Origin of the sequence: uncultured Roseibium sp. (genome assembly GCF_947494555.1) — a bacterium.
Lineage (GTDB): Bacteria > Pseudomonadota > Alphaproteobacteria > Rhizobiales > Stappiaceae > Roseibium.
Map to the genome: position 1 here is coordinate 42747 of NZ_CANLVF010000011.1, position 18128 is coordinate 60874.

16 protein-coding genes are annotated in these 18128 nt (G+C 58.0%); 7 read left to right on the forward strand and 9 right to left on the reverse strand.

The window, feature by feature from the left end:
- Window positions 1-3 precede the first annotated feature (3 nt).
- Window positions 4-1500 (reverse strand): FAD-linked oxidase C-terminal domain-containing protein, encoded by a 1497-nt coding sequence (locus tag Q0915_RS31620; RefSeq protein ID WP_299484334.1) that lies wholly within the window; start codon window positions 1498-1500, stop codon window positions 4-6.
- A gap of 152 nt (window positions 1501-1652) precedes the next feature.
- Here Q0915_RS31620 and Q0915_RS31625 point away from each other — a divergent pair, with 152 nt between their 5' ends.
- Together Q0915_RS31625 and Q0915_RS31630 are read left to right on the forward strand one after the other, a co-directional pair.
- On the forward strand, window positions 1653-2597 hold the full coding sequence (locus tag Q0915_RS31625; protein WP_299484335.1) for a LysR family transcriptional regulator: 945 nt from the start codon (window positions 1653-1655) through the stop codon (window positions 2595-2597).
- A 139-nt stretch (window positions 2598-2736) separates the two neighbouring features.
- Window positions 2737-3132, forward strand: a complete 396-nt coding sequence (locus Q0915_RS31630; protein WP_299484336.1) for a cytochrome c family protein — start codon at window positions 2737-2739, stop codon at window positions 3130-3132.
- A 63-nt stretch (window positions 3133-3195) separates the two neighbouring features.
- Here Q0915_RS31630 and Q0915_RS31635 read toward each other — a convergent pair whose 3' ends face one another.
- Complete coding sequence (locus tag Q0915_RS31635; protein ID WP_299484337.1) at window positions 3196-4440, reverse strand: DUF3422 domain-containing protein; 1245 nt, start codon at window positions 4438-4440, stop codon at window positions 3196-3198.
- Between the two features lie 243 nt (window positions 4441-4683).
- Between Q0915_RS31635 and Q0915_RS31640 the strand changes: the two genes are divergently transcribed.
- Window positions 4684-5460, forward strand: coding sequence for a FadR/GntR family transcriptional regulator (locus tag Q0915_RS31640; RefSeq protein ID WP_299484338.1), 777 nt, complete (start codon window positions 4684-4686; stop codon window positions 5458-5460).
- A gap of 19 nt (window positions 5461-5479) precedes the next feature.
- A complete protein-coding gene (locus Q0915_RS31645) occupies window positions 5480-6616 on the forward strand; it encodes an alpha-hydroxy acid oxidase (RefSeq protein ID WP_299484339.1) in 1137 nt (378 codons plus the stop codon).
- 116 nt (window positions 6617-6732) lie between these two features.
- Here Q0915_RS31645 and Q0915_RS31650 read toward each other — a convergent pair whose 3' ends face one another.
- Window positions 6733-7338 carry a type 1 glutamine amidotransferase gene (locus Q0915_RS31650; protein ID WP_299484340.1) on the reverse strand — a complete coding sequence of 202 codons (606 nt, stop codon included), beginning with the start codon at window positions 7336-7338 and terminating at the stop codon, window positions 6733-6735.
- Between the two features lie 151 nt (window positions 7339-7489).
- On the opposite strand from Q0915_RS31650, the gene Q0915_RS31655 reads away from it, so the two are divergent.
- The gene (locus Q0915_RS31655) at window positions 7490-8407 is read left to right on the forward strand and encodes a DMT family transporter (RefSeq protein WP_299484341.1); all 918 of its coding nucleotides are present in this window, start codon (window positions 7490-7492) and stop codon (window positions 8405-8407) included.
- 12 nt (window positions 8408-8419) lie between these two features.
- On the opposite strand, the gene Q0915_RS31660 is transcribed toward Q0915_RS31655, so the two are convergent.
- On the reverse strand, window positions 8420-9310 hold the full coding sequence (locus tag Q0915_RS31660) for a LysR substrate-binding domain-containing protein (RefSeq protein ID WP_299484342.1): 891 nt from the start codon (window positions 9308-9310) through the stop codon (window positions 8420-8422).
- Between the two features lie 167 nt (window positions 9311-9477).
- Window positions 9478-10353, reverse strand: a complete 876-nt coding sequence (locus tag Q0915_RS31665; protein WP_299484343.1) for a LysR substrate-binding domain-containing protein — start codon at window positions 10351-10353, stop codon at window positions 9478-9480.
- A 263-nt stretch (window positions 10354-10616) separates the two neighbouring features.
- On the opposite strand from Q0915_RS31665, the gene Q0915_RS31670 reads away from it, so the two are divergent.
- Window positions 10617-10937, forward strand: coding sequence for a DUF1127 domain-containing protein (locus Q0915_RS31670; protein WP_299484344.1), 321 nt, complete (start codon window positions 10617-10619; stop codon window positions 10935-10937).
- 107 nt (window positions 10938-11044) lie between these two features.
- Here the strand turns inward: Q0915_RS31670 and Q0915_RS31675 are convergent, their stop codons facing one another.
- From Q0915_RS31675 to Q0915_RS31690, 4 genes are all read right to left on the reverse strand, one after another.
- On the reverse strand, window positions 11045-11800 hold the full coding sequence (locus Q0915_RS31675; RefSeq protein ID WP_299484345.1) for a hypothetical protein: 756 nt from the start codon (window positions 11798-11800) through the stop codon (window positions 11045-11047).
- Window positions 11801-11944: 144 nt separating this feature from the next.
- A complete protein-coding gene (locus Q0915_RS31680; protein WP_299484346.1) occupies window positions 11945-13318 on the reverse strand; it encodes a glutamate--cysteine ligase in 1374 nt (457 codons plus the stop codon).
- 160 nt (window positions 13319-13478) lie between these two features.
- A complete protein-coding gene (locus Q0915_RS31685) occupies window positions 13479-15245 on the reverse strand; it encodes an adenylate/guanylate cyclase domain-containing protein (protein WP_299484347.1) in 1767 nt (588 codons plus the stop codon).
- A gap of 4 nt (window positions 15246-15249) precedes the next feature.
- The gene (locus Q0915_RS31690) at window positions 15250-16008 is read right to left on the reverse strand and encodes a 16S rRNA (uracil(1498)-N(3))-methyltransferase (RefSeq protein ID WP_299484406.1); all 759 of its coding nucleotides are present in this window, start codon (window positions 16006-16008) and stop codon (window positions 15250-15252) included.
- A 406-nt stretch (window positions 16009-16414) separates the two neighbouring features.
- On the opposite strand from Q0915_RS31690, the gene xseA reads away from it, so the two are divergent.
- Window positions 16415-17986, forward strand: coding sequence for an exodeoxyribonuclease VII large subunit (xseA, locus tag Q0915_RS31695; RefSeq protein WP_299484348.1), 1572 nt, complete (start codon window positions 16415-16417; stop codon window positions 17984-17986).
- Window positions 17987-18128: the final 142 nt, after the last annotated feature.

The window sequence follows — 18128 nt, forward strand, 5'->3', positions numbered from 1 at the left end:
CCCTCAGAACCGGGGAATGTCGGGGAACGGAAGCTGCCCCTTGTGAACGTGCATCTTGCCCAATTCGGCGCACCGATGGAGCACGGGAAACACCTTCCCGGGATTGAGAAGCTGCTTTTCATCGAAGGCACATTTGACCCGCTGCTGCTGCTTCAGATCCGCCTCGGTGAACATGTCGGTCATCAGGTCACGTTTCTCGATGCCGACACCGTGCTCACCCGTCAGGACACCCCCGACCTCGACGCACAGGCGCAGGATATCGGCCCCGAAAGCCTCGGCGGCATCCAGTTCACCCGGTTTGTTGGCGTCATAGAGTATGAGCGGATGAAGATTGCCGTCGCCTGCATGAAACACGTTCGCCACTCCGAGGCCGTGTTTTTCGGAGAGTTCGCGCATTCGCGCCAGGACCTTCGGCAGTTCGCGGCGGGGTATCGTGCCATCCATGCAAAGATAGTCCGGAGAAATCCGGCCCACCGCGGGAAAAGCAGCTTTCCGGCCCGCCCAGAAAGTCATGCGCTCTTCCTCTGTCTGCGAGATGCGCACGTGACTTGCCTGATTTGCGCGCGCGATCTCTTCGACACGCCCGATCAGAAAATCAACCTCTTTTTCGGGGCCGTCCAGTTCAACGATCAGAAGCGCTTCGACATCCCTTGGATAACCGGCATTGACGAAATCCTCGGCCGCATGAATGGCGGGCTTGTCCATCATCTCCATCCCGCCGGGAATGATGCCCGCGGCAATGATTTCGGCGACGCAGCGACCGCCATCCTCGCTTGTCGGAAAGCCGATAAGGAGCGCGCGCGCCGTCTCCGGTTTTTGAAGAATGCGAACCGTTACCTCCGTGACCACGCCGAGAAGGCCCTCCGATCCCGTCATCAGAGCAAGAAGATCGTAGCCTTCACTGTCGAGGTGCTTGCCACCGAGCCGGATTACCTCTCCCGTGATCAGCACCATTTCCAGGCCCAGTACGTTGTTGGTTGTCAAACCGTATTTCAGGCAATGCACACCGCCTGAATTTTCCGCAATATTTCCGCCGATCGAGCAGGCGATCTGGGAAGACGGATCGGGCGCGTAGTAAAACCCCTCGTCCTCGACGGCCCGGGTGATGCCGAGATTTGTGACGCCTGGCTGGACAACCACAGCCCGGTTGTCGAAATCGATGTCGAGCACCTGGTTGAATTTCATCATCGAGAGAAGAACACCGTCCGCGAGCGGCAGCGCGCCACCGGAAAGAGATGTGCCTGCCCCTCTGGGAACCACCTTGACGTTGTTCTCATAGCAGTACTTCAGGACCTTGGAGACCTGTTCAACCGTTTCCGGAAGGACAACAATCAACGGCAGCTGGCGATACGCGGTCAGCGCATCCGTTTCGTATGCGCGCATCTCGCGCTCTTCGTGGATTACCCCCTCGCCCGGAACAATGGACTTCAGAGCTTTGAGTATGTCCTGACGGCGAGACAGAACATCTTCATCCGGTGCAGGCATCGCGATCGCTGTCACGGGGAACTCCTTCCGGTTTCCTCAGTATGATCTAGTTGGCTTGTCCTGTCGTAACACAAGCTGGTAGTTCAACGGCTTTTCTGAATTGTGACAAGTCTTGTCGCGTTGAGAAGTCCCCTTAGGACAATAATTGTCTTTCTGAGAGATTGAAAATGAGCAATCTGACGGACATGGAAATTTTCGCCCGGGTGGTCAGCTCGGGCAGTATGTCGGCCGCCGGACGCGAAATGAGCCTTTCACCTGCCGTCGTGTCGAAACGTATCCGCAGGCTGGAAGAAAAGCTGGGCACCCGGCTGCTGCAGCGAACCACACGTCAGATCGCCATGACGGAAGCCGGCCAGGGTTTTTACGAACGCGTTGTGGCCATATTGGCGTCGGTGGAGGAAGCCGAGTCATTCGTATCCCGGGGGTCCGCCAAGGCACGCGGACACCTCAGGGTCGCGGTACCGACTTCATTCGGACGTCTGCATATCGCGCCTCATCTCGGACGGTTCTTGTCCGAGAACCCGGATCTTTCGGTCAATCTCGATCTCTCCGACGACTTTGTCGACATTGTTGGGGACGGATACGATCTGGCAGTGAGGATCGCGGAGCTTTCCGATTCCAGCCTCGTCGCGCGACGCCTTGCCCCCGTCCATCGTATTCTTTGTGCAAGCCCGGACTATGTGGCGCGGCATGGTGTGCCCGAGAGCATCGAAGATCTCGCCGCCAACCACGTCACAATCGCCGCAACCAATCAGGACCCCTGGCGGCTTGCGGGCCCGAACGGTATCGAAACCGTGCGCACCCAGGCGCCTCTCAAAACGAATTCCAATGAAGTTGTCCGTGAATGCCTGCTTTCCGGAGTTGGCATCGCCCTGCGTTCGACGTGGGATATCGGACCCGAGCTGCATGAGGGCAAATTGCAGATCCTGCTACCTCAATACAGGGCATCGAAAGATGTCGGCCTCTATGCCGTCTATCCCAGCCGTCAGTTCCTGCCCGCGAAGGTTCGTGTCTTCATCGACTTCCTGGCGGCGCTTTACGGGTCGTCCCCCTATTGGGATGCAGGCCTGGACGACTGGCTCAGGCTACCGAGCAACGCTCAGGCGGGATGATCACTCCCTTTTGACAATTGCGAGGAGAAGTTCGGCATTAGTATCACTCCTGATGCGACTGTGCGTCACTTGCTTCAGACACCGGCATGATGTCTTTTGGTGCGGGGTAATGACAGCACCCAAATTGAGGGAGAGATATATGCAGCGTCTGCTGATGATCGCCGGAAGCGCGCTTCTGGCCCTGACCGTTCAGGCTGGTGCCGAAGGCGATCCGACCAAGGGTGAAAGAGTATTCAAGAAATGCGCCGCGTGCCATGCAGTCGGCGAATCCGCCAAGAACAAGGTCGGTCCGCAACTGAACGGCATCGTTGGTGCTCCGTGGGGCCGGATCGAAGGATACAAATATTCCAAGAATCTTGTTGAGCTGAGCGACGGCAAGGTCTGGGACGAAGACACGCTTGTCGTCTACCTGACCAAACCGAAGGACCTTATCCCGAAGGGCAAGATGGCCTTTGCGGGGCTTAGGAAAGAACAGGAGCGCGCCGATGTGATTGCCTACTTGGCGCAGTTCAAAGATGACGGCACCACAGAATAAGGTTGGCCGACGTCGCATCACAACAAAGGCCGGTCAATCCGGCCTTTCTTTTTTTGTCCAGTTTCAATGTTCGCCGTGGTGTTTTCGGATCCGCCTTACCGTCCACCAGATCAGCAGAACAATCACAGGCACAGAGACACCGGTCGCGATGTTTGCGCTCGGAACAGGCAGCCCCGCGTCCTTCGCCGCTTTTGCCAGATAAGAGATCAGCCCGACAACATAGTAGCTGACCGCAGCGACAGACAGACCCTCAACAGTCTGTTGCAGACGCAACTGCAGGCGGGCCCTGCGGTTCATCGATTGCAGAAGGCTGCGGTTCTGCTGCTCAAGTTCAACATCCACGCGCGTGCGTAACAATGTCGTTGCGCGCGCAAGCTTGCGCGAGAGCATTGCCTGCCGGTCCTCAATCGCCTGGCAAGTCCGCATTGCCGGCGCCAGCCGCCTGGACAGGAACGAGGCCATCGATAGCTCTCCAGGCGCGGCTTCTTCCTTCAACGTGGCGAACCTGGCCTTTACGATCTGGTCATAAGCGCGGCTGGCACCAAAGCGGAACGTGCTTGCTGTCGCCCCGGCCTCGAGCGCGGCTGCCAGGGCCGTCAGCTTGTCCAAAAGGTCCTGATTGGCGCCCAATGCCGAGGCATCCTTCATTTGACCGGTCAATTCCGCGAGTTCTATTTCATAGCGCCTGATTTCCGGCTGCAGATTGCCTGCTTCGAACAGTCCGAGCATCGCCAGGGTCCGGTAGGTTTCCACCTCCAGGAGGCGCTGGATCACCGCGCCTGACTGGACATCGCTCAGCGAGCGGTTGAATACGAGAATGCGGGTCAGGCCATCCCCATCCTGGCGGAAATCCGTGGCAACGCCGGCCGCCTCGTCCTCAAGATTGGACACGGTCAGGCTGCTTTCATCAAACTGAGAACGCCAGATCTCGTCGTTCATCGGCTCACGCAACTCAAGGCGGACCGCGACCAGAAGATCCCCCGGCGCTCGAAAGGCCGCGCCAAATGGATGCGCCGCAGGGAGCGGTCCGAAGATCCGCTCGGGGTTTGCAGCACCATCCCATGTGTAGGTCGTGAATTCCGCGTGCTGTTCCCAACTCAAGGTGCCACCACCGAAGGAGACGGTGTGGTGGCGATTGCCGGGCGCCGGTCCATGGGTTCCGCGCGAAATACAGAATTCCGACAGCCATGCCTGGTCCTGCGCGGCTTCCTCAGCGCTTGTCAGGAATGCGTAGTGCAGAACAGTTCGCGGGCTTGTGAGCGGACGGAACGGACGGGCATGCACCTCTCCCAAAACGCGTTCGCGCAAGGGGGATGTCCGAAACGACGGCAGCGAAGATCCGTTTTCTGACCCCTGACCCAATATTCCGCCCCCATCTTCTACCGCCACAGCGTTTTACTTTGCCCACAAGGCCAACCTTAGACCAAGGTCTAATATTGTCACAGGGAGCGCCAATCCGCCCAAACCCAGGCACTCTCAAAATTGGATAAAAAATTTGACCAATTTATCATTTCCACCTAAAGTGCGCGGCAACGAGAGAGCGCGCCCATCATGTTTCAACCCGTCGATCATCAGAAAACGGCCAACGCCGCTGTCGAACAGATAGAAAACCTGATCCTGAAAGGCGTCTTGCATTCAGGCGACAGACTTCCCGCTGAAAGAGACCTTGCCGAGAAAATGAAAGTGTCGAGACCGGTGCTTCGGGACGCTCTCAAGATCCTTGAGGAGCGGAAGCTGATCGAAGCACGGCGCGGTGGCGGCACATTCGTCTGCGACCTTATCGGTTCCATTTTCTCAGACGCTGTCGTTGAGCTGATCGCCCGTCACCCGTCCGCCATAGACGACTACTTCGAGTTCCGGCGGGGAATTGAGGGGCAGGCCGCGGCTCAGGCTGCAATGCGCGCCGCACCCTCCGACCTGAAGCGGCTGCAGGAAATCGTCACTCAAATGCACACGGCGCATGAGGCCCACGACCTTACCGAGGAGGCTCTGCTCGATGTGGAGTTTCACCATGCGGTTGGTGAAGCGGCACACAATGTGGTGATGCTTCACACATTGCGTTCCTGCTACCGGCTGCTCGAGAACGGTGTCTTTTACAATCGCGGGCGTCTTTATCACCACCCGACCGCGCGTAACGAATTGCTGCAACAGCATCTTGCCATTGCAACCGCCATCAAGGACCACGATCCGGCCGGTGCCAGACGCGCATCCGAGGCTCACATTGACTATGTCCGCGGAACCCTTGCCGACGCCGAAAATCTCGACTTGCGGGAACAACTTGCAGGTCTGCGGCGCACCAAACCCCTAAAACAAGCTGCCAGATCCTGACTCTCAGGGAGGATACACCATGACGACCGTGACCGATGTTGCCGACATGAAGGCCCTTGCCAAACGCCGTGTGCCGAAAATGTTCTACGACTACGCGGATACCGGCTCGTGGACACAGAGCACCTATCGTGAAAACGAAGCCGCGCTCCAGCGTCAGAAACTGCGCCAAAGGGTTGCCCGAAACATCGACAACCGATCGGTCAAAACAACCATGATCGGTCAGGACGTTTCAATGCCGGTCGGTCTGGCGCCGGTCGGGCTGACCGGTATGCAGCATGCCGACGGTGAAATACTTGCGGCACAGGCCGCGGAAGAGTTCGGTGTTCCGTTCACGCTGTCCACAATGAGCGTCTGTTCCATTGAGGACGTGGCTGAGCACACGAAAAACCCGTTCTGGTTCCAGCTCTATGTGATGCGGGACCGGGGATTTTCGGAAAGCCTGATGGAACGGGCCAAGGCGGCAGGGTGCTCTGCGCTTGTTCTCACTCTGGATCTTCAGGTTCTGGGGCAACGCCACCAGGACATCAAGAACGGCCTCAGCACACCGCCCAAACCGAAGCCTGGGGTTCTGATCGATCTTGCCTTCAAGCCACGCTGGTGCTGGAACATGCTGCAGACAAAACGCCGCGAGTTCGGCAACATCCACGGTCATGTCTCGGGCGTTGAGGACATGACTTCGCTGGCAGAGTGGACAGCCAGCCAATTCGACCCGACCCTGGACTGGGCTTCCGTCGACTGGGTCAAAAAGCACTGGGACAGAAAGCTGATCCTGAAGGGCATCAACGATGTCGAGGACGCAAAGGTCGCCGCCGACCTTGGTGCAGACGCGATTGTCGTTTCCAACCACGGAGGCCGGCAGCTGGACGGTGCTCTGGCTTCCTACGACGTTCTTGGCGACATTGTCGACGCGGTCGGTGACAAGGTCGAAGTCCATTTCGACGGTGGTATCCGTTCAGGTCAAGACGTTTTCCGAGCCGTCGCCATGGGAGCGCACAGCACCTATATCGGCCGCGCATTTGTCTACGGTCTCGGCGCCATGGGCAAACCGGGTGTCACCAAGGTCCTGGAAATGATCCGCAAGGAGCTCGATGTGACGATGGGATTGTGCGGAGAGACCGACATCAAGAACGTAGGCCGTCACAATCTGGTTCTCTGACCAGTTCTATGTGAGTAATTCTATCTGAGCAGATCCAGCCAGGCTGAGGCGAGCGCGGCTCCAAGCTCGTCTGCCCTGGCGGCATGGCGGGCAGCTTCTACATCGAGCCGCTCAGGCTAATTCGGCGTGTGGGGCAGGATCTCGTCAGACAGATCGCTAGACCAGTCCCGCACGTCCTGGAGCGCGGCTTCGAAATGGAATTGAATGGCGTAAGTCGCACGCCCGACACGAAAAGCCTGTATCGGCGTCATCTTGCTTTTGGCGAGATGCAAGGCACCATCTGGCAACGAAACCGTGTCGGTATGCCAGTGAAACAGCGGTCCGCCCTCGCCCAACGCGCCAAGGACTGGGTCCGAAATTCCCGAAGGCGTCGGTATGACCTCATGCCAGCCGAATTCAATTGGCCGGTCCAGAACATTGCGCCCGCCAAAAGCCCGGGCGATCAATTGACACCCCAGGCAGATCCCAAGCACCGGCAGGTCGGCTTCATGGAACCGGCGGATCAGCGCACAGACAGACGCAAGATGCGGATAGGCCGCGTCGTCCAGTGCGCTCTGCGCGCCTCCCAAGACCACCAGGCCGCAATAGCCGTTTAATGCCTCCGGGATCGGCTCGCCGTCATAGGCTTTGATCACGTGCCAGGTCAGTCCCCTCGCCGAAGCATATCTGCCAAGTGCCGCCAATCCGGCTTTCGGATAGTTCTCAATCACGAGCAAAGTCATTTTGCCTCCGGAGCCGATACGCCGCCTTCATCTTGTTCAGAAGCAAGAAGCTATTCATCGAATCGCGTGATGGAAACATCAAAAACAATCATTTGCGTTGAAGCGAACCGCAGACCAGATTTAAAGAATATTTTCCGTCAAAGGTGATTTCATGAGCGTCGCGACCCCCGCCATCCGCAATGGATCCAGCGGCTTTTCCGCAGTGGATTACGGTCTCTATGCCACTACGGTGCTTGCATGGGGATTCAGCTGGATTGCCATGAAGAGCCAGGTGGCGAGCGTTTCGCCCGAAGTTTCCGTGTTCTGGCGGTTCGTTCTGGCAGCAACGATCATGATGATCTGGGCAAGACTCCGCGGATACAACCTGTCGTTCGGAATAAGGGAACACATGCGCTTTGCCGGCCTCGGCGCATTTCTTTTCTCAACCAACTTCACACTCTTTTATTATGGCGCGATCCAGATACCGTCAGGTCTGCTTGCGGTGATTTTCTCCACCGCATCGATATTCAATCTGTTCCTGGCGCTTCTCTTGTTCGGGCAACGTCCGAACCTGCTTGCACTTGTCGCCGGCATGCTTGGCTTTGCGGGAATTGCGTTGATGTTCTGGCCGAAGCTCGCGGGCGCTGACTTCAACACCGAGGCCGCATTCGGCCTGGGCCTTTGCATTGCGGGTACCCTTTCTTTCTGCTGCGGCAACATGCTTTCAGCAGACACGCAGCGGCGCGGCATCGCGGTCGTGCCCGCAGCCGCCTGGGGGATGGTCTACGGCGCGATCCTGCTGGGAGTGTTCTCTGCGCTTCGCGGGCAAAGCTTCGCTGTGGAGTGGTCGTTCTCCTATTTCGGCGGCCTCGTCTATCTGGCCGTCGTCGCTTCTGTTTTCGCGTTTGCGTCATACCTGACATTGCTGGGAAGGATCGGTTCTGCCCGCGCCGGCTACGCCACCGTGATGTTTCCGGTGGTCGCGTTGACGCTTTCGACCATCTTCGAGGGCTACCAGTGGACATCCCTTGCTGCGATCGGTCTTGTCTGCGTGCTTGGCGGAAACCTTTTGATGCTGCGCGCCCGCTGAACCGCTCAATCGCTACTCAGCAGCTACCTGCCCGCTGACGCTGCCAACATTTCCAATCGCGGCAATGAGGTGGTTGCAAAGCGTGTCGTGCATTGCCTCGCGCGCACTGTCAGAGCGCAATAGCGCTATGTCGCAGGACGGAAGCACGGGAAATCCGTCCCTTTCGTCCAGAATGCGCATCCCGTCTCGGATTGCACTTTCAGGAAATACCGTGATCGCCAGGCCTGCCTGAACAGCGCCAACGAGCGCCGTCGCACTTGAACTCGTATAGGACACCCGGTAGCGCCGGCCCGCCCGGTCGAGCGCGTCCATCGACAAGCGCCGCCATCCACAGGACGAGGGTCCCAGCGCCAGCCGGATAACGTCTTGTGTGTGGGCGGAATGCTGCATCGCGGTTACCCAGTACAAGGGTTCACGGCGAATGATCTCTCCGCGCACATCCATTGTGTCGCTGGATGTGGTGATCGCGACATCAAGAGTTCCCTCACGGATCGCTTCGGTCAACTTGCTGCTTCCGGAACATTCGACTTCCACTTCAATGGAAGGGTTCAGACGGTTGAAAGCTGCAAGAACCTGCGGAAGCAGACGATCCGCATAGTCGTCCGGTACGCCAAGCTTGACATGGCCGACTTCCTTTTGCCCGTTGAAAGCTGTAAGCGTTTCGTCGTTCAAGAGGATCATCCGGCGTGCATATTCGACCAGACGCTGTCCGTTTTCAGTCAAACGTGATTGCCGCCCATCCTTGATGAATATCGGCTGGCCGACACGCTCTTCAAGCCGACGCATCTGCATGGAAACCGCAGACTGTGTCTTGTGAACGGCTTCGCCCGCTTTCGTAAAGCTACCCAGCTCAGCAATAGCTAAAAACGTGCGAAGCTGATCAATGTCCAACGCGTGATTCATCTGAATACCCCGCGGCTCAACCACATATCAGGCGGAAGATTTGAGATTCGAATTAATTAGGCGAAGATACATCACAATCTCTTACATTACAAACACAATTTCAACTATTCCGGCTACTTTCATTGGGTGCAAGCGTTTGTAATCAAAGCCATTTTTTAGACGCATACTTATTGAGCCGCCTGAGGAACCGACAGGTTGTCCAGCGACGAGACTATGTGTTCAACGAGAGCGTCTGTCACGCGTGAACTGTTGTGCCAGGATCGCATGATGCCGATTTCGCAGTCCGGCAGCCTCGGAAATCCGTCGGCTTCCGTCAGCACGCGCATGCCGGAGCGCAGCGCGGATTCCGGCAGAACCGAAATCGCCAAACCAGCGAGGACCGCCGCACCCACGGCCGTTGAATTCCAGCTTGAATAAAGAAGGCGATGTTCGCGCATCTGGTCTCCCAGAGCATTGATCGCCGCCTTTCGCCAGTCGCAGGTCGCTCTTCCCAGTGCCAGGGGAAGGGGCGATTCATTTTCGACGGCATGCCGCGCCGAAACGACCCAGAGCAGCGGTTCGCGCCGGACAAGATCGACATGCTTCCGGCCTTTTTTCTGGACATGCGTGATAATGGCGACGTCCAGTTCCCCTTCCGAAATCATATCGGCAAGATTCGGCGTCGGAGCGCAAACCACGCTCACTTCGGCCTTGGGGTTCGATCTTGAAAATCTTGCGAGGATTTCCGGGAGAAAGCGGTCCGCATAATCGTCCGGCGTTCCAAGACGCACGAGCCCCGCGAGTTCGGTATCGTCAAATGCGGCAAGTGTCTCGTCGTTCAGCTGAACCAGCCGCCGCGCATAGTGAAGCAGGCGTTCGCCGTGTTCGGTCAGACGCGACTGCCGGCCGACACGGACAAAGAGCGGCTTGCCGATACGTTCTTCAAGCCGACGCATCTGCATCGACACCGCTGACTGTGTCTTGTGAACATTTTCCGCTGCCTTCGTGAAACTGCCACTTTCGGCAATTGCAACGAAGGTCCGGAGCTGATCAAGGTCGAGCATTGGCGCCCCAATTATAAGAGTTGGTCATGTTTAGCACGACACTCATTCGCGCGGGAAATATTAAATGACACAGCGATTTCTGACGGGAAACGAACACCACCGCCGCTTAACATCACACACTCTGATCAATTCCATCACAAACATTCGTTGGAATTATATATCTGGATCATGCATATAGAGAATGTTCCTCAAACACAGATCGCCAGTCCGGCGCGGAACAGGCTGCCGAAACTCCCTTCGGCCGCTCACAGGAGATTATTGCCATGACACACATCACAAGCATCCCGTTCGTCGCTCTTTTCGGGCAGATGACTGCCCGTGCATGGCGTGTGTTCAAAAACCGCCGCCATGTCACCGAACTCAAATTTTGGACCGATGAGCAATTGAAGGACATTGGTCTGACGCGGAGCGACGTTCGACGTGCGTTGGCCGTCCCCTTCTACCGAGATCCGACATCTCTTCTAAGCGACGCGCCGTATTCCAGCCGGAAGACTACCTGGCGCGCAGCGAATTCAGTTCAGGAAAAGCCGACCCTGGTTCTGGTCGATGGTCAAGGCACCAAATCCGGCCAGATCGCAGCCTAAGCTTTTCCAGCCCCCTTTAGCAGCCCCTGTCGGCAGACCTTGCTGACGTCTACTGACCCGCCTTCTGGCGGGTCTTTTTTTGGCCGTGCGGGTCTAGGGTCCGTACCCTAGTCCTTGCCGAAATCCTTGGAAGCCTTTTCGAAGAAACTGTCAAAGGCCCTGAATTGATTCGACTGAAAGTCACGTCCCGCCGACATCCAGTTCGACACCATCTCGTCGAACTCGGAATTATCACCTTCAGGTGCTTCCTCTTCGGCGGGCTCTTCTACTTCCGGTTCCGGCTCCTCGACGATTTCCGGCGCGCCGGTCACTACGCTCGCGGGTTGCAGAAATGCTCCCCAGAACGCCGTCATCGCGTCGGCATATCCTTGCATGTAATCAACCGGGGTTGGCTGCGGCTTGGGCCGTCCGCGCGCAAACCCGCGCAGATAGGCATCCAGCAGGTTGCGCGCCTCCCCATGCACAAATGGCCGTGCCACCTGCCCCATCGCCAGCGTGGCGGCGACCGGCATCATTTCCTGAATCGCATCGCTCTGCAGACCGGTGAGGCCCGAGACCTGCGCTGCAAGCGCCTGCTGCACGGCTTCGGGCCCGAAAAACGGGGTCAATGCAGCCTGTGACGGGTTTTGAAACAGCCCCGCAAAGGGAGTCGTGGCAGCGAGGTCCTGTGCCAACGGGACACCTGGAAAGTCGGAGAAACCGGGAACCGCGCTACCGAAGTATCGGAACCCGTTGAGCGCGGCAGGCAGCAGCTGCTCCATCACGCTGCTCAGGTCTTCATTCGACCAGCCAAATCGTTCGCGAACGTCTTCCGCCAGGGAAAAAACGTCGAATGGAGGCATACCCGTTTCGCTGCCCGTCATAGCACTGCTCCGGTCGAGATCCAGCAAGGCCTTGAGAAACAAGGCCAACCAGTACCAGAGTGACTGTTTGGGAGGCTCAGGTCAATTCGTGCCATCGATTAAGGCAGGGCACCACCCACAGTTCTCTTGGGGCGATACCGCGCCTTAATATGCGTATTCCCGGAATACCTGCGTAATGTCGCCCTCCCAGGATCCGTTGTACCGCTGGAGCAGAATATCGGCGGGACACATGCCGGCAGCAAGCCCTTCCTCGAGCGGTGCAAGATGAACACGCTCATCGAGATCGCCGTCGCTGAGGCGGTTTCGCCTTTTCAGACCTTCTTGCGCCAGCGTGAGCACTTCCTTTGCAACGTCGAGCACTGTCCCGCTGCGGAAAGGGGTCTGCAGCGCGGTCTTTGGCACGCCGGCACGCAGTGCAGCGCGTTCTTCCCTCGTCCAGTCGCGGACCAGTTCCCAGGCCTGATCCAGGACACCGGTGTCGTAAAGCAGTCCGACCCACAGCGCGGGAAGCGCACAGATGCGGCGCCAGGGGCCCCCGTCCGCACCACGCATCTCGATGTATTTCTTGAGCCGGACATCCGGGAACAGGGTCGAGAGATGGTTGTTCCAGTCACCGAGGCTCGGCGTCGCGTCGGGGATCCTGCCGTCGAGACCACCTTGCATGAACTGTCGGAACGTGGTGTCCGTCACGTCATAGTAAGTCGCGCCGCGTTTAACGAAATACATCGGCACGTCCAGCGCCCAATCGACATAACGCTCGAAGCCGAAGCCCTCTTCAAAGGCGAACGGCATGTCACCCGTCCTGTCCCGATCAGTGTCGGTCCAGATTTGTGCACGAAACGACTTGAACCCGTTCGGCTTGCCTTCGGTGAATGGAGAGTTTGCAAACATCGCGGTCGCAATCGGCTGCAGCGCCAGGCCGATCCGCATCTTCCGGATCATGTCGGCCTCGGACGAAAAATCCAGGTTCACCTGGATTGTCGACGTCCGGTACATCATGTCCAGCCCGAGAGATCCGACTTTCGGCATGTAATTGGTCATGATGTCATAGCGGGACTTCGGCATGCGCGGAACGTCGGTGCGCGACCAGGTCGGGGTCATGCCAATCCCGAGAAAGCCGACGCCCATCGGTTCCGCGATCTGCCGCACATGGGCCAAGTGCTGATTTGCTTCGCGGCAGGTCTGGTGCAAATTCTCCAGCGGTGCGCCGGAGAGCTCGAACTGCCCCCCCGGTTCAATCGAAATTGCTCCACCGCCATCATTATCGGCAAGACCGATGATCTTGCCCGCATCTTCGATGCGCTCCCAGCCCAGAAGCTTTTCCATTCCTTCCAGCACGGCTTCGACGCCGTTTGAGCCCTCATAAGGAATCGGTGAAAGCTGTTTCAGGCAGAAACCGAACTTTTCGTGCTCGGTTCCGATCCGAAACCGATCGTCCGGTTTGCATCCGGCTTCGAGTGTTGCGGCCAGATCCGCAACAGTTTCAATCGGTGTGGAATCGACCGTATCGCGGGCCATGAAACTGTCCTAAATGTCTGTGCGAGCCTTCAGGCGGGACGTATTGACCTGTCTGAAAACCGCATTGATCCGACGCGCTTGAAGTAAAACGCTCATGAGCCTGCGTGATTTAGGAGCGTTCAAAGAAGAATGCAAGCAAGGAAACCGCTGAGCTGTACGCTCACGCAATTCTGAACACGCCCAGCGGTTCGTCCCGGCCGCGTAACTGCACCTGCCCAAGGCTCGTGCCACCGAAACCATCCGGCATCTGGCCGATGGTGTGCGCGCTGGCAAGCGCAATGACTGTCGCATCGGGATCAATGTGCTTGCCGTATTCCTGCAATCTGGCGGCGACATTCACGGCGTCCCCGATCACAGTGTAGTTCATGCGCGACGGCGTGCCGATGTCTCCAACAACAACCTTGCCCGTGTGGACGCCGATCCTGACACGCATGTCGCGTTTGCCGGACTGTTCGAGGCGCTCTGCCAAGGACTTCACCGCCGCAACCGCCAAGGCTGCGTGGTCGGGCTGGTCGGACGGGGCGCCCCAAAAGGCCATGACACCGTCTCCCAGAAACTTGTCGATCGTGCCTTCATTCTCTGCAATCGCTTCTGAAACCGTCTCAAAGTAGGTGTTGAGATAGCTCGCTGTTTGCTCTGCCGTCAGGTGAGATGCCTTTCCCGTGAAACCAGCCAGGTCGGTAAAGACAATCGTCATCTCGCGCAGCTCAATGTTCCGCGAACTTGTCATGCCTTCTTCAATCAGGCGCGACACCAGTTGACGGGGCACGTATTTGGCAAACGCATTCAGCGCCCCGACGGAGCCGTTAAAGGCCTGATTGACGTCGTCCAGTTCCGCCAGGCGCGAGCGAGGCAGGCGTTCGGCGGCTTCAAAGTTCAGTTTGCGCAGCTCCGCAGCCGACGTCGCCAGCCGCGACAGTGGCCTGCCCAGCGTCCGGCCCACCAGAAAAGACAGGATTGCGCCGACAACAAGGGCGGCAAGTGCCGCGTACAACACCGCCCAGGTCTGATCCAGAACGGCTCCGAAATCCGCAGCCCTATAGAGGGTCCCCACAATCCAGCCCTGCGCGGGTCCGTCACTGAACTCGGTATAGATTGCCGTATACATGCGCCCGCCGGCCGGAAACAGACGCCCCTGAACGTCCCCACCCATGGTGTGCCCGCCCTCCGGGTCTTGCCAGAGCAGATGAAGCGGCGACCCGGTAAGCCCGGCCAGGTCCGGTAATGGCTTGCTACGGCTCGCCGCGAAACGGCCTTCAGCTACACCAATGATGGCAATCGCCGTGTTCCGGTCTTTCAGCAGAAAGTTCTGCTGGTCATCGTCCCAGGCCATATCCCGAACAAGCCTGGCGAATACGGTTTGGGGGAAATAGCCAATCAACAGCTGACCGTTTCCAAGATTGATCTCAAGCCCCGTTACTGCGGTCGAATATCCTTCCTTAAACCTAAACTGAGACCATGTCGGCAAAGGCAGCACGTCCTCCGTTTCACGCCCAGGTGCGGCGCGGCGAAGCTCGAGTTTCACGTCTTGAGGCAGAACCCGGCTGTAGGACGCAAGATCTTTGTCGCTCAGGTCTCTGCCCGTCAGCGATGCGTGACCGGCAAAGGACTGAAAGAGCTGCTCCTGCCGCTTGAAGAAACCGTGGAGTACCGTTTCATTGCTCTTCAGAACTGCACGCGACTGCTCGTTGAGCAATCGCAAGGAGATGCGGCGATCGGATGACGCAACATAGGCAATGATGCTGCCGCAGATGATGACAAGAAGCAGCGAAAATACGAGACCGAGCGCAACCCCGACCGGCAGGCGGATTTGTCTGGGTCTACCCTGCTGCTTTGAATCCGCTTCATGCAGCAGGACTTGCGGGTTCGATGGGTTGCTGGCGCTTCTCTCCGGTTCGCTCCCTTGCGGGAGGATATCCTGCGCCATCCATCTATCTCCAATCGCCGACCGTTGCCTGAATGACCGTTAAGGCAGCCACCGCGGCAGTATCCGCTCTCAAGATGCGCGGGCCAAGCGGAATTGCGGTGACGAACTCCGATTCCCGGAGCTGCTCTCTCTCCTCGGAGGAAAAACCGCCTTCAGGACCGACGATAACCGCCAGGGGTTGGGGTCCCGCCTCCTTCATCTGCGCAAGTGTCAGAAGGGGATTATGCGTCCCTTCGGCTTCGTCGCAAAAAAGCAGCCGCCGGTCCGGGTGCATTTGCGGCCATTCCGCGAGCACCTCTTTCAAGGACTGCGGACCAATCACTTCGGGTATGGAGAGAACACCGCATTGTTCCGCCGCTTCGATTACGTTCGCTTCCATTCGTTCAAGATTGATGCGGGTGGACTGCGTGTGCTGGGTCATCACCGGCTGAAGACTGCCGACCCCCATTTCAACCGCCTTCTGGACCATATAGTCGAGGCGGGCGTGCTTGAGTGGTGCAAAAAGATAGATCAGATCGTTGTGCTCGGTCTGTTCGCGCGTGCATTCCATGACCTGAAACGCACAATCGCGGCGTCCGGTGCTGGCAATCTTTGCAAGCCACTCCCCGTCATTTCCGTTGAAGACCAGAATGTAGTCCCCGTCCTTCATCCGCAACACGTTCAAAAGATAGTTCGCCTGGCCCCGATCGGCTTCGATCCGGGCGCCTTCGGCGAGAATGTGCCGCAAGAACAGTCGCTGCATCTTGAACTCGTATTTTCCCATCTGCGGAACGTAGGCGCTCGATTGTGTGTGTTTCAAGGCGGACCAGCCGGGCCTTTGGAAACTTCACATAAATCGATAATCCGAGTCGCGGTGAACGCATATTCTTTTCTCTCCCGCCGGAACCGTGTCTCGTCCGCAAGCATTCTTCTTCCGGCGCATGCGCAGAGCTGGCTAACCTTCCATCTTGCTGAACGCACGATTGTTTTTGAACGGCGGCTTGGACCTGAGCGATCCGGGCATTGGTGGGACATTACCGCTGGACAAACCAAGCGTTCCCGCCAAGGTTTCCGAGAGGCCGATCCGAACGGCAACCGCGATCCCCAGGCACTGCGTCGTCGGGTTCACCAACGTCTTGACCCAACTCCGGCAAGCGGCCACCTTCGGATAAAGAAGAGGAATCACCTGCGTGAGCGAGACACAGTCCAACGTCGCCGAATTCTCCGTCTCCGAGATCTCGTTTTCCATCAAGCGCACGATGGAAGACACGTTCGGTTATGTGAGGGTGCGGGGTGAACTCGGTCGTATTTCCAGACCCGGCTCCGGTCATATCTACCTGGACCTGAAAGACGACAGGGCTGTTCTTTCCGGTGTGATCTGGCGCGGCGTTGCCTCGAAGCTCAAGATCCAGCCGGAACAGGGTCTGGAGGTGATCGCGACGGGCAAGATCACGACTTTCCCCGGTCAGTCGAAATACCAGATGGTGATCGACGCTCTCGAACCGGCAGGGGCCGGCGCGTTGATGGCGCTGCTCGAAGAACGCAAGAAGAAGCTTGCGGCGGAAGGGCTGTTTGCCGAAGACCGCAAGAAACCACTTCCGCCCATGCCGTCCGTGATCGGCGTCGTTACCTCACCGACAGGCGCCGTCATCCGCGATATTCTGCACCGCATTGCCGACAGGTTCCCGCTGCATGTCCTGGTGTGGCCGGTACGCGTGCAAGGAGAGACGTCCGGCGCCGAAGTCGCCAATGGCATTCGCGGTTTCAATGCGCTTGAAGCCGGCGGGCAAATACCCCGGCCCGATCTCGTGATCGTCGCGCGGGGCGGCGGCAGCATTGAGGATCTTTGGGGCTTCAATGACGAAGCCGTTGTGCGGGCGGCGGCCGACAGCCGGATACCGCTGATCTCCGCCGTCGGCCATGAAACCGACTGGACGCTGATCGATCTCGCCGCCGATGTGCGCGCCCCGACACCAACGGGGGCAGCGGAAATCGCCGTGCCCGTAAAGGCCGAAATGATGGCGTTCGTCGATGATCGCTCGCGGCGGCTCAATTCCGGTCTTGTCCGGTTCGTGACCGGAAGGCGGACAGAACTGAGAGCGGCCAGCGCCGCACTGCCCGCGCCACAAGATCTTCTGGCTCTGCCGCGGCAGAAATTCGACACGCTTGCCAATGGGCTGGAACGCGCGCTGATTGTCAGTACCAAAGGACATCGCAGCGATTTCCAAAGCCTGTCGGGACGGCTCTCGCCGCTCCTGCTGACGCGTCTGAGTTCAAAGGCCAAACAGGATCTCGTTCAACTTGGCGAGCGGCAGCAACGCGCGCTCAGCGTCGCTGTTTCGCAAAAGCGCCAGGCTCATGAAGCCATTTCCGTCCGGCTTGCGCCTGCGCGCCTGATTCAGCAGACCACACTTGGAAATGAACGCATGAGCGGTCTCTCCGAGCGGCTCGATCGTGCTTTTCTAGCACGCGTCGCTCAGGAAAAGAGCAGGCTGGATGGTCTGCAGAAGCTGCTCAAGTCGCTCTCCTACAAGGATGTGCTTGCGCGCGGCTATGCGCTTGTGCGCGATGAAACCGGCAAACCGGTCAAGTCGGCCGCAGCTGTTGCCTCCGGGACGGCGCTTGCCATCGAACTGGCCGACGGCACGCTTGATGCTGTTGCCACAAGCACTTCGGCGGCGGCGCCCCCCCAACGCAAAAGCAAACCCAAAAAATCCAGCTCATCAAAGCCAACTACCAAAGATCAGGGTAATCTTTTTTAGTGCGAGTACTTCTGAAATTCGCTGATACGCAAGAAAATTCATATACAAACAAATAATAGCCCTTAATTTCTACATTGGAATTAGGACAGATTTAACCAGTTCCCTTACACCTATTTTAAGTTGTCTCCCCTAACGTCAGACT

Coding starts and splice junctions, on each gene's coding strand:
- Q0915_RS31670 (WP_299484344.1), top strand. CDS start 10,617: ATGACACACATCACAAGCATCCCGTTCGTCGCTCTTTTCGGGCAGATG.
- Q0915_RS31650 (WP_299484340.1), bottom strand. CDS start 7,338: ATGACTTTGCTCGTGATTGAGAACTATCCGAAAGCCGGATTGGCGGCA.
- Q0915_RS31645 (WP_299484339.1), top strand. CDS start 5,480: ATGACGACCGTGACCGATGTTGCCGACATGAAGGCCCTTGCCAAACGC.
- Q0915_RS31680 (WP_299484346.1), bottom strand. CDS start 13,318: ATGGCCCGCGATACGGTCGATTCCACACCGATTGAAACTGTTGCGGAT.
- Q0915_RS31665 (WP_299484343.1), bottom strand. CDS start 10,353: ATGCTCGACCTTGATCAGCTCCGGACCTTCGTTGCAATTGCCGAAAGT.
- Q0915_RS31640 (WP_299484338.1), top strand. CDS start 4,684: ATGTTTCAACCCGTCGATCATCAGAAAACGGCCAACGCCGCTGTCGAA.
- Q0915_RS31630 (WP_299484336.1), top strand. CDS start 2,737: ATGCAGCGTCTGCTGATGATCGCCGGAAGCGCGCTTCTGGCCCTGACC.
- Q0915_RS31690 (WP_299484406.1), bottom strand. CDS start 16,008: ATGGGAAAATACGAGTTCAAGATGCAGCGACTGTTCTTGCGGCACATT.
- Q0915_RS31675 (WP_299484345.1), bottom strand. CDS start 11,800: ATGACGGGCAGCGAAACGGGTATGCCTCCATTCGACGTTTTTTCCCTG.
- Q0915_RS31625 (WP_299484335.1), top strand. CDS start 1,653: ATGAGCAATCTGACGGACATGGAAATTTTCGCCCGGGTGGTCAGCTCG.
- Q0915_RS31685 (WP_299484347.1), bottom strand. CDS start 15,245: ATGGCGCAGGATATCCTCCCGCAAGGGAGCGAACCGGAGAGAAGCGCC.
- Q0915_RS31655 (WP_299484341.1), top strand. CDS start 7,490: ATGAGCGTCGCGACCCCCGCCATCCGCAATGGATCCAGCGGCTTTTCC.
- Q0915_RS31660 (WP_299484342.1), bottom strand. CDS start 9,310: ATGAATCACGCGTTGGACATTGATCAGCTTCGCACGTTTTTAGCTATT.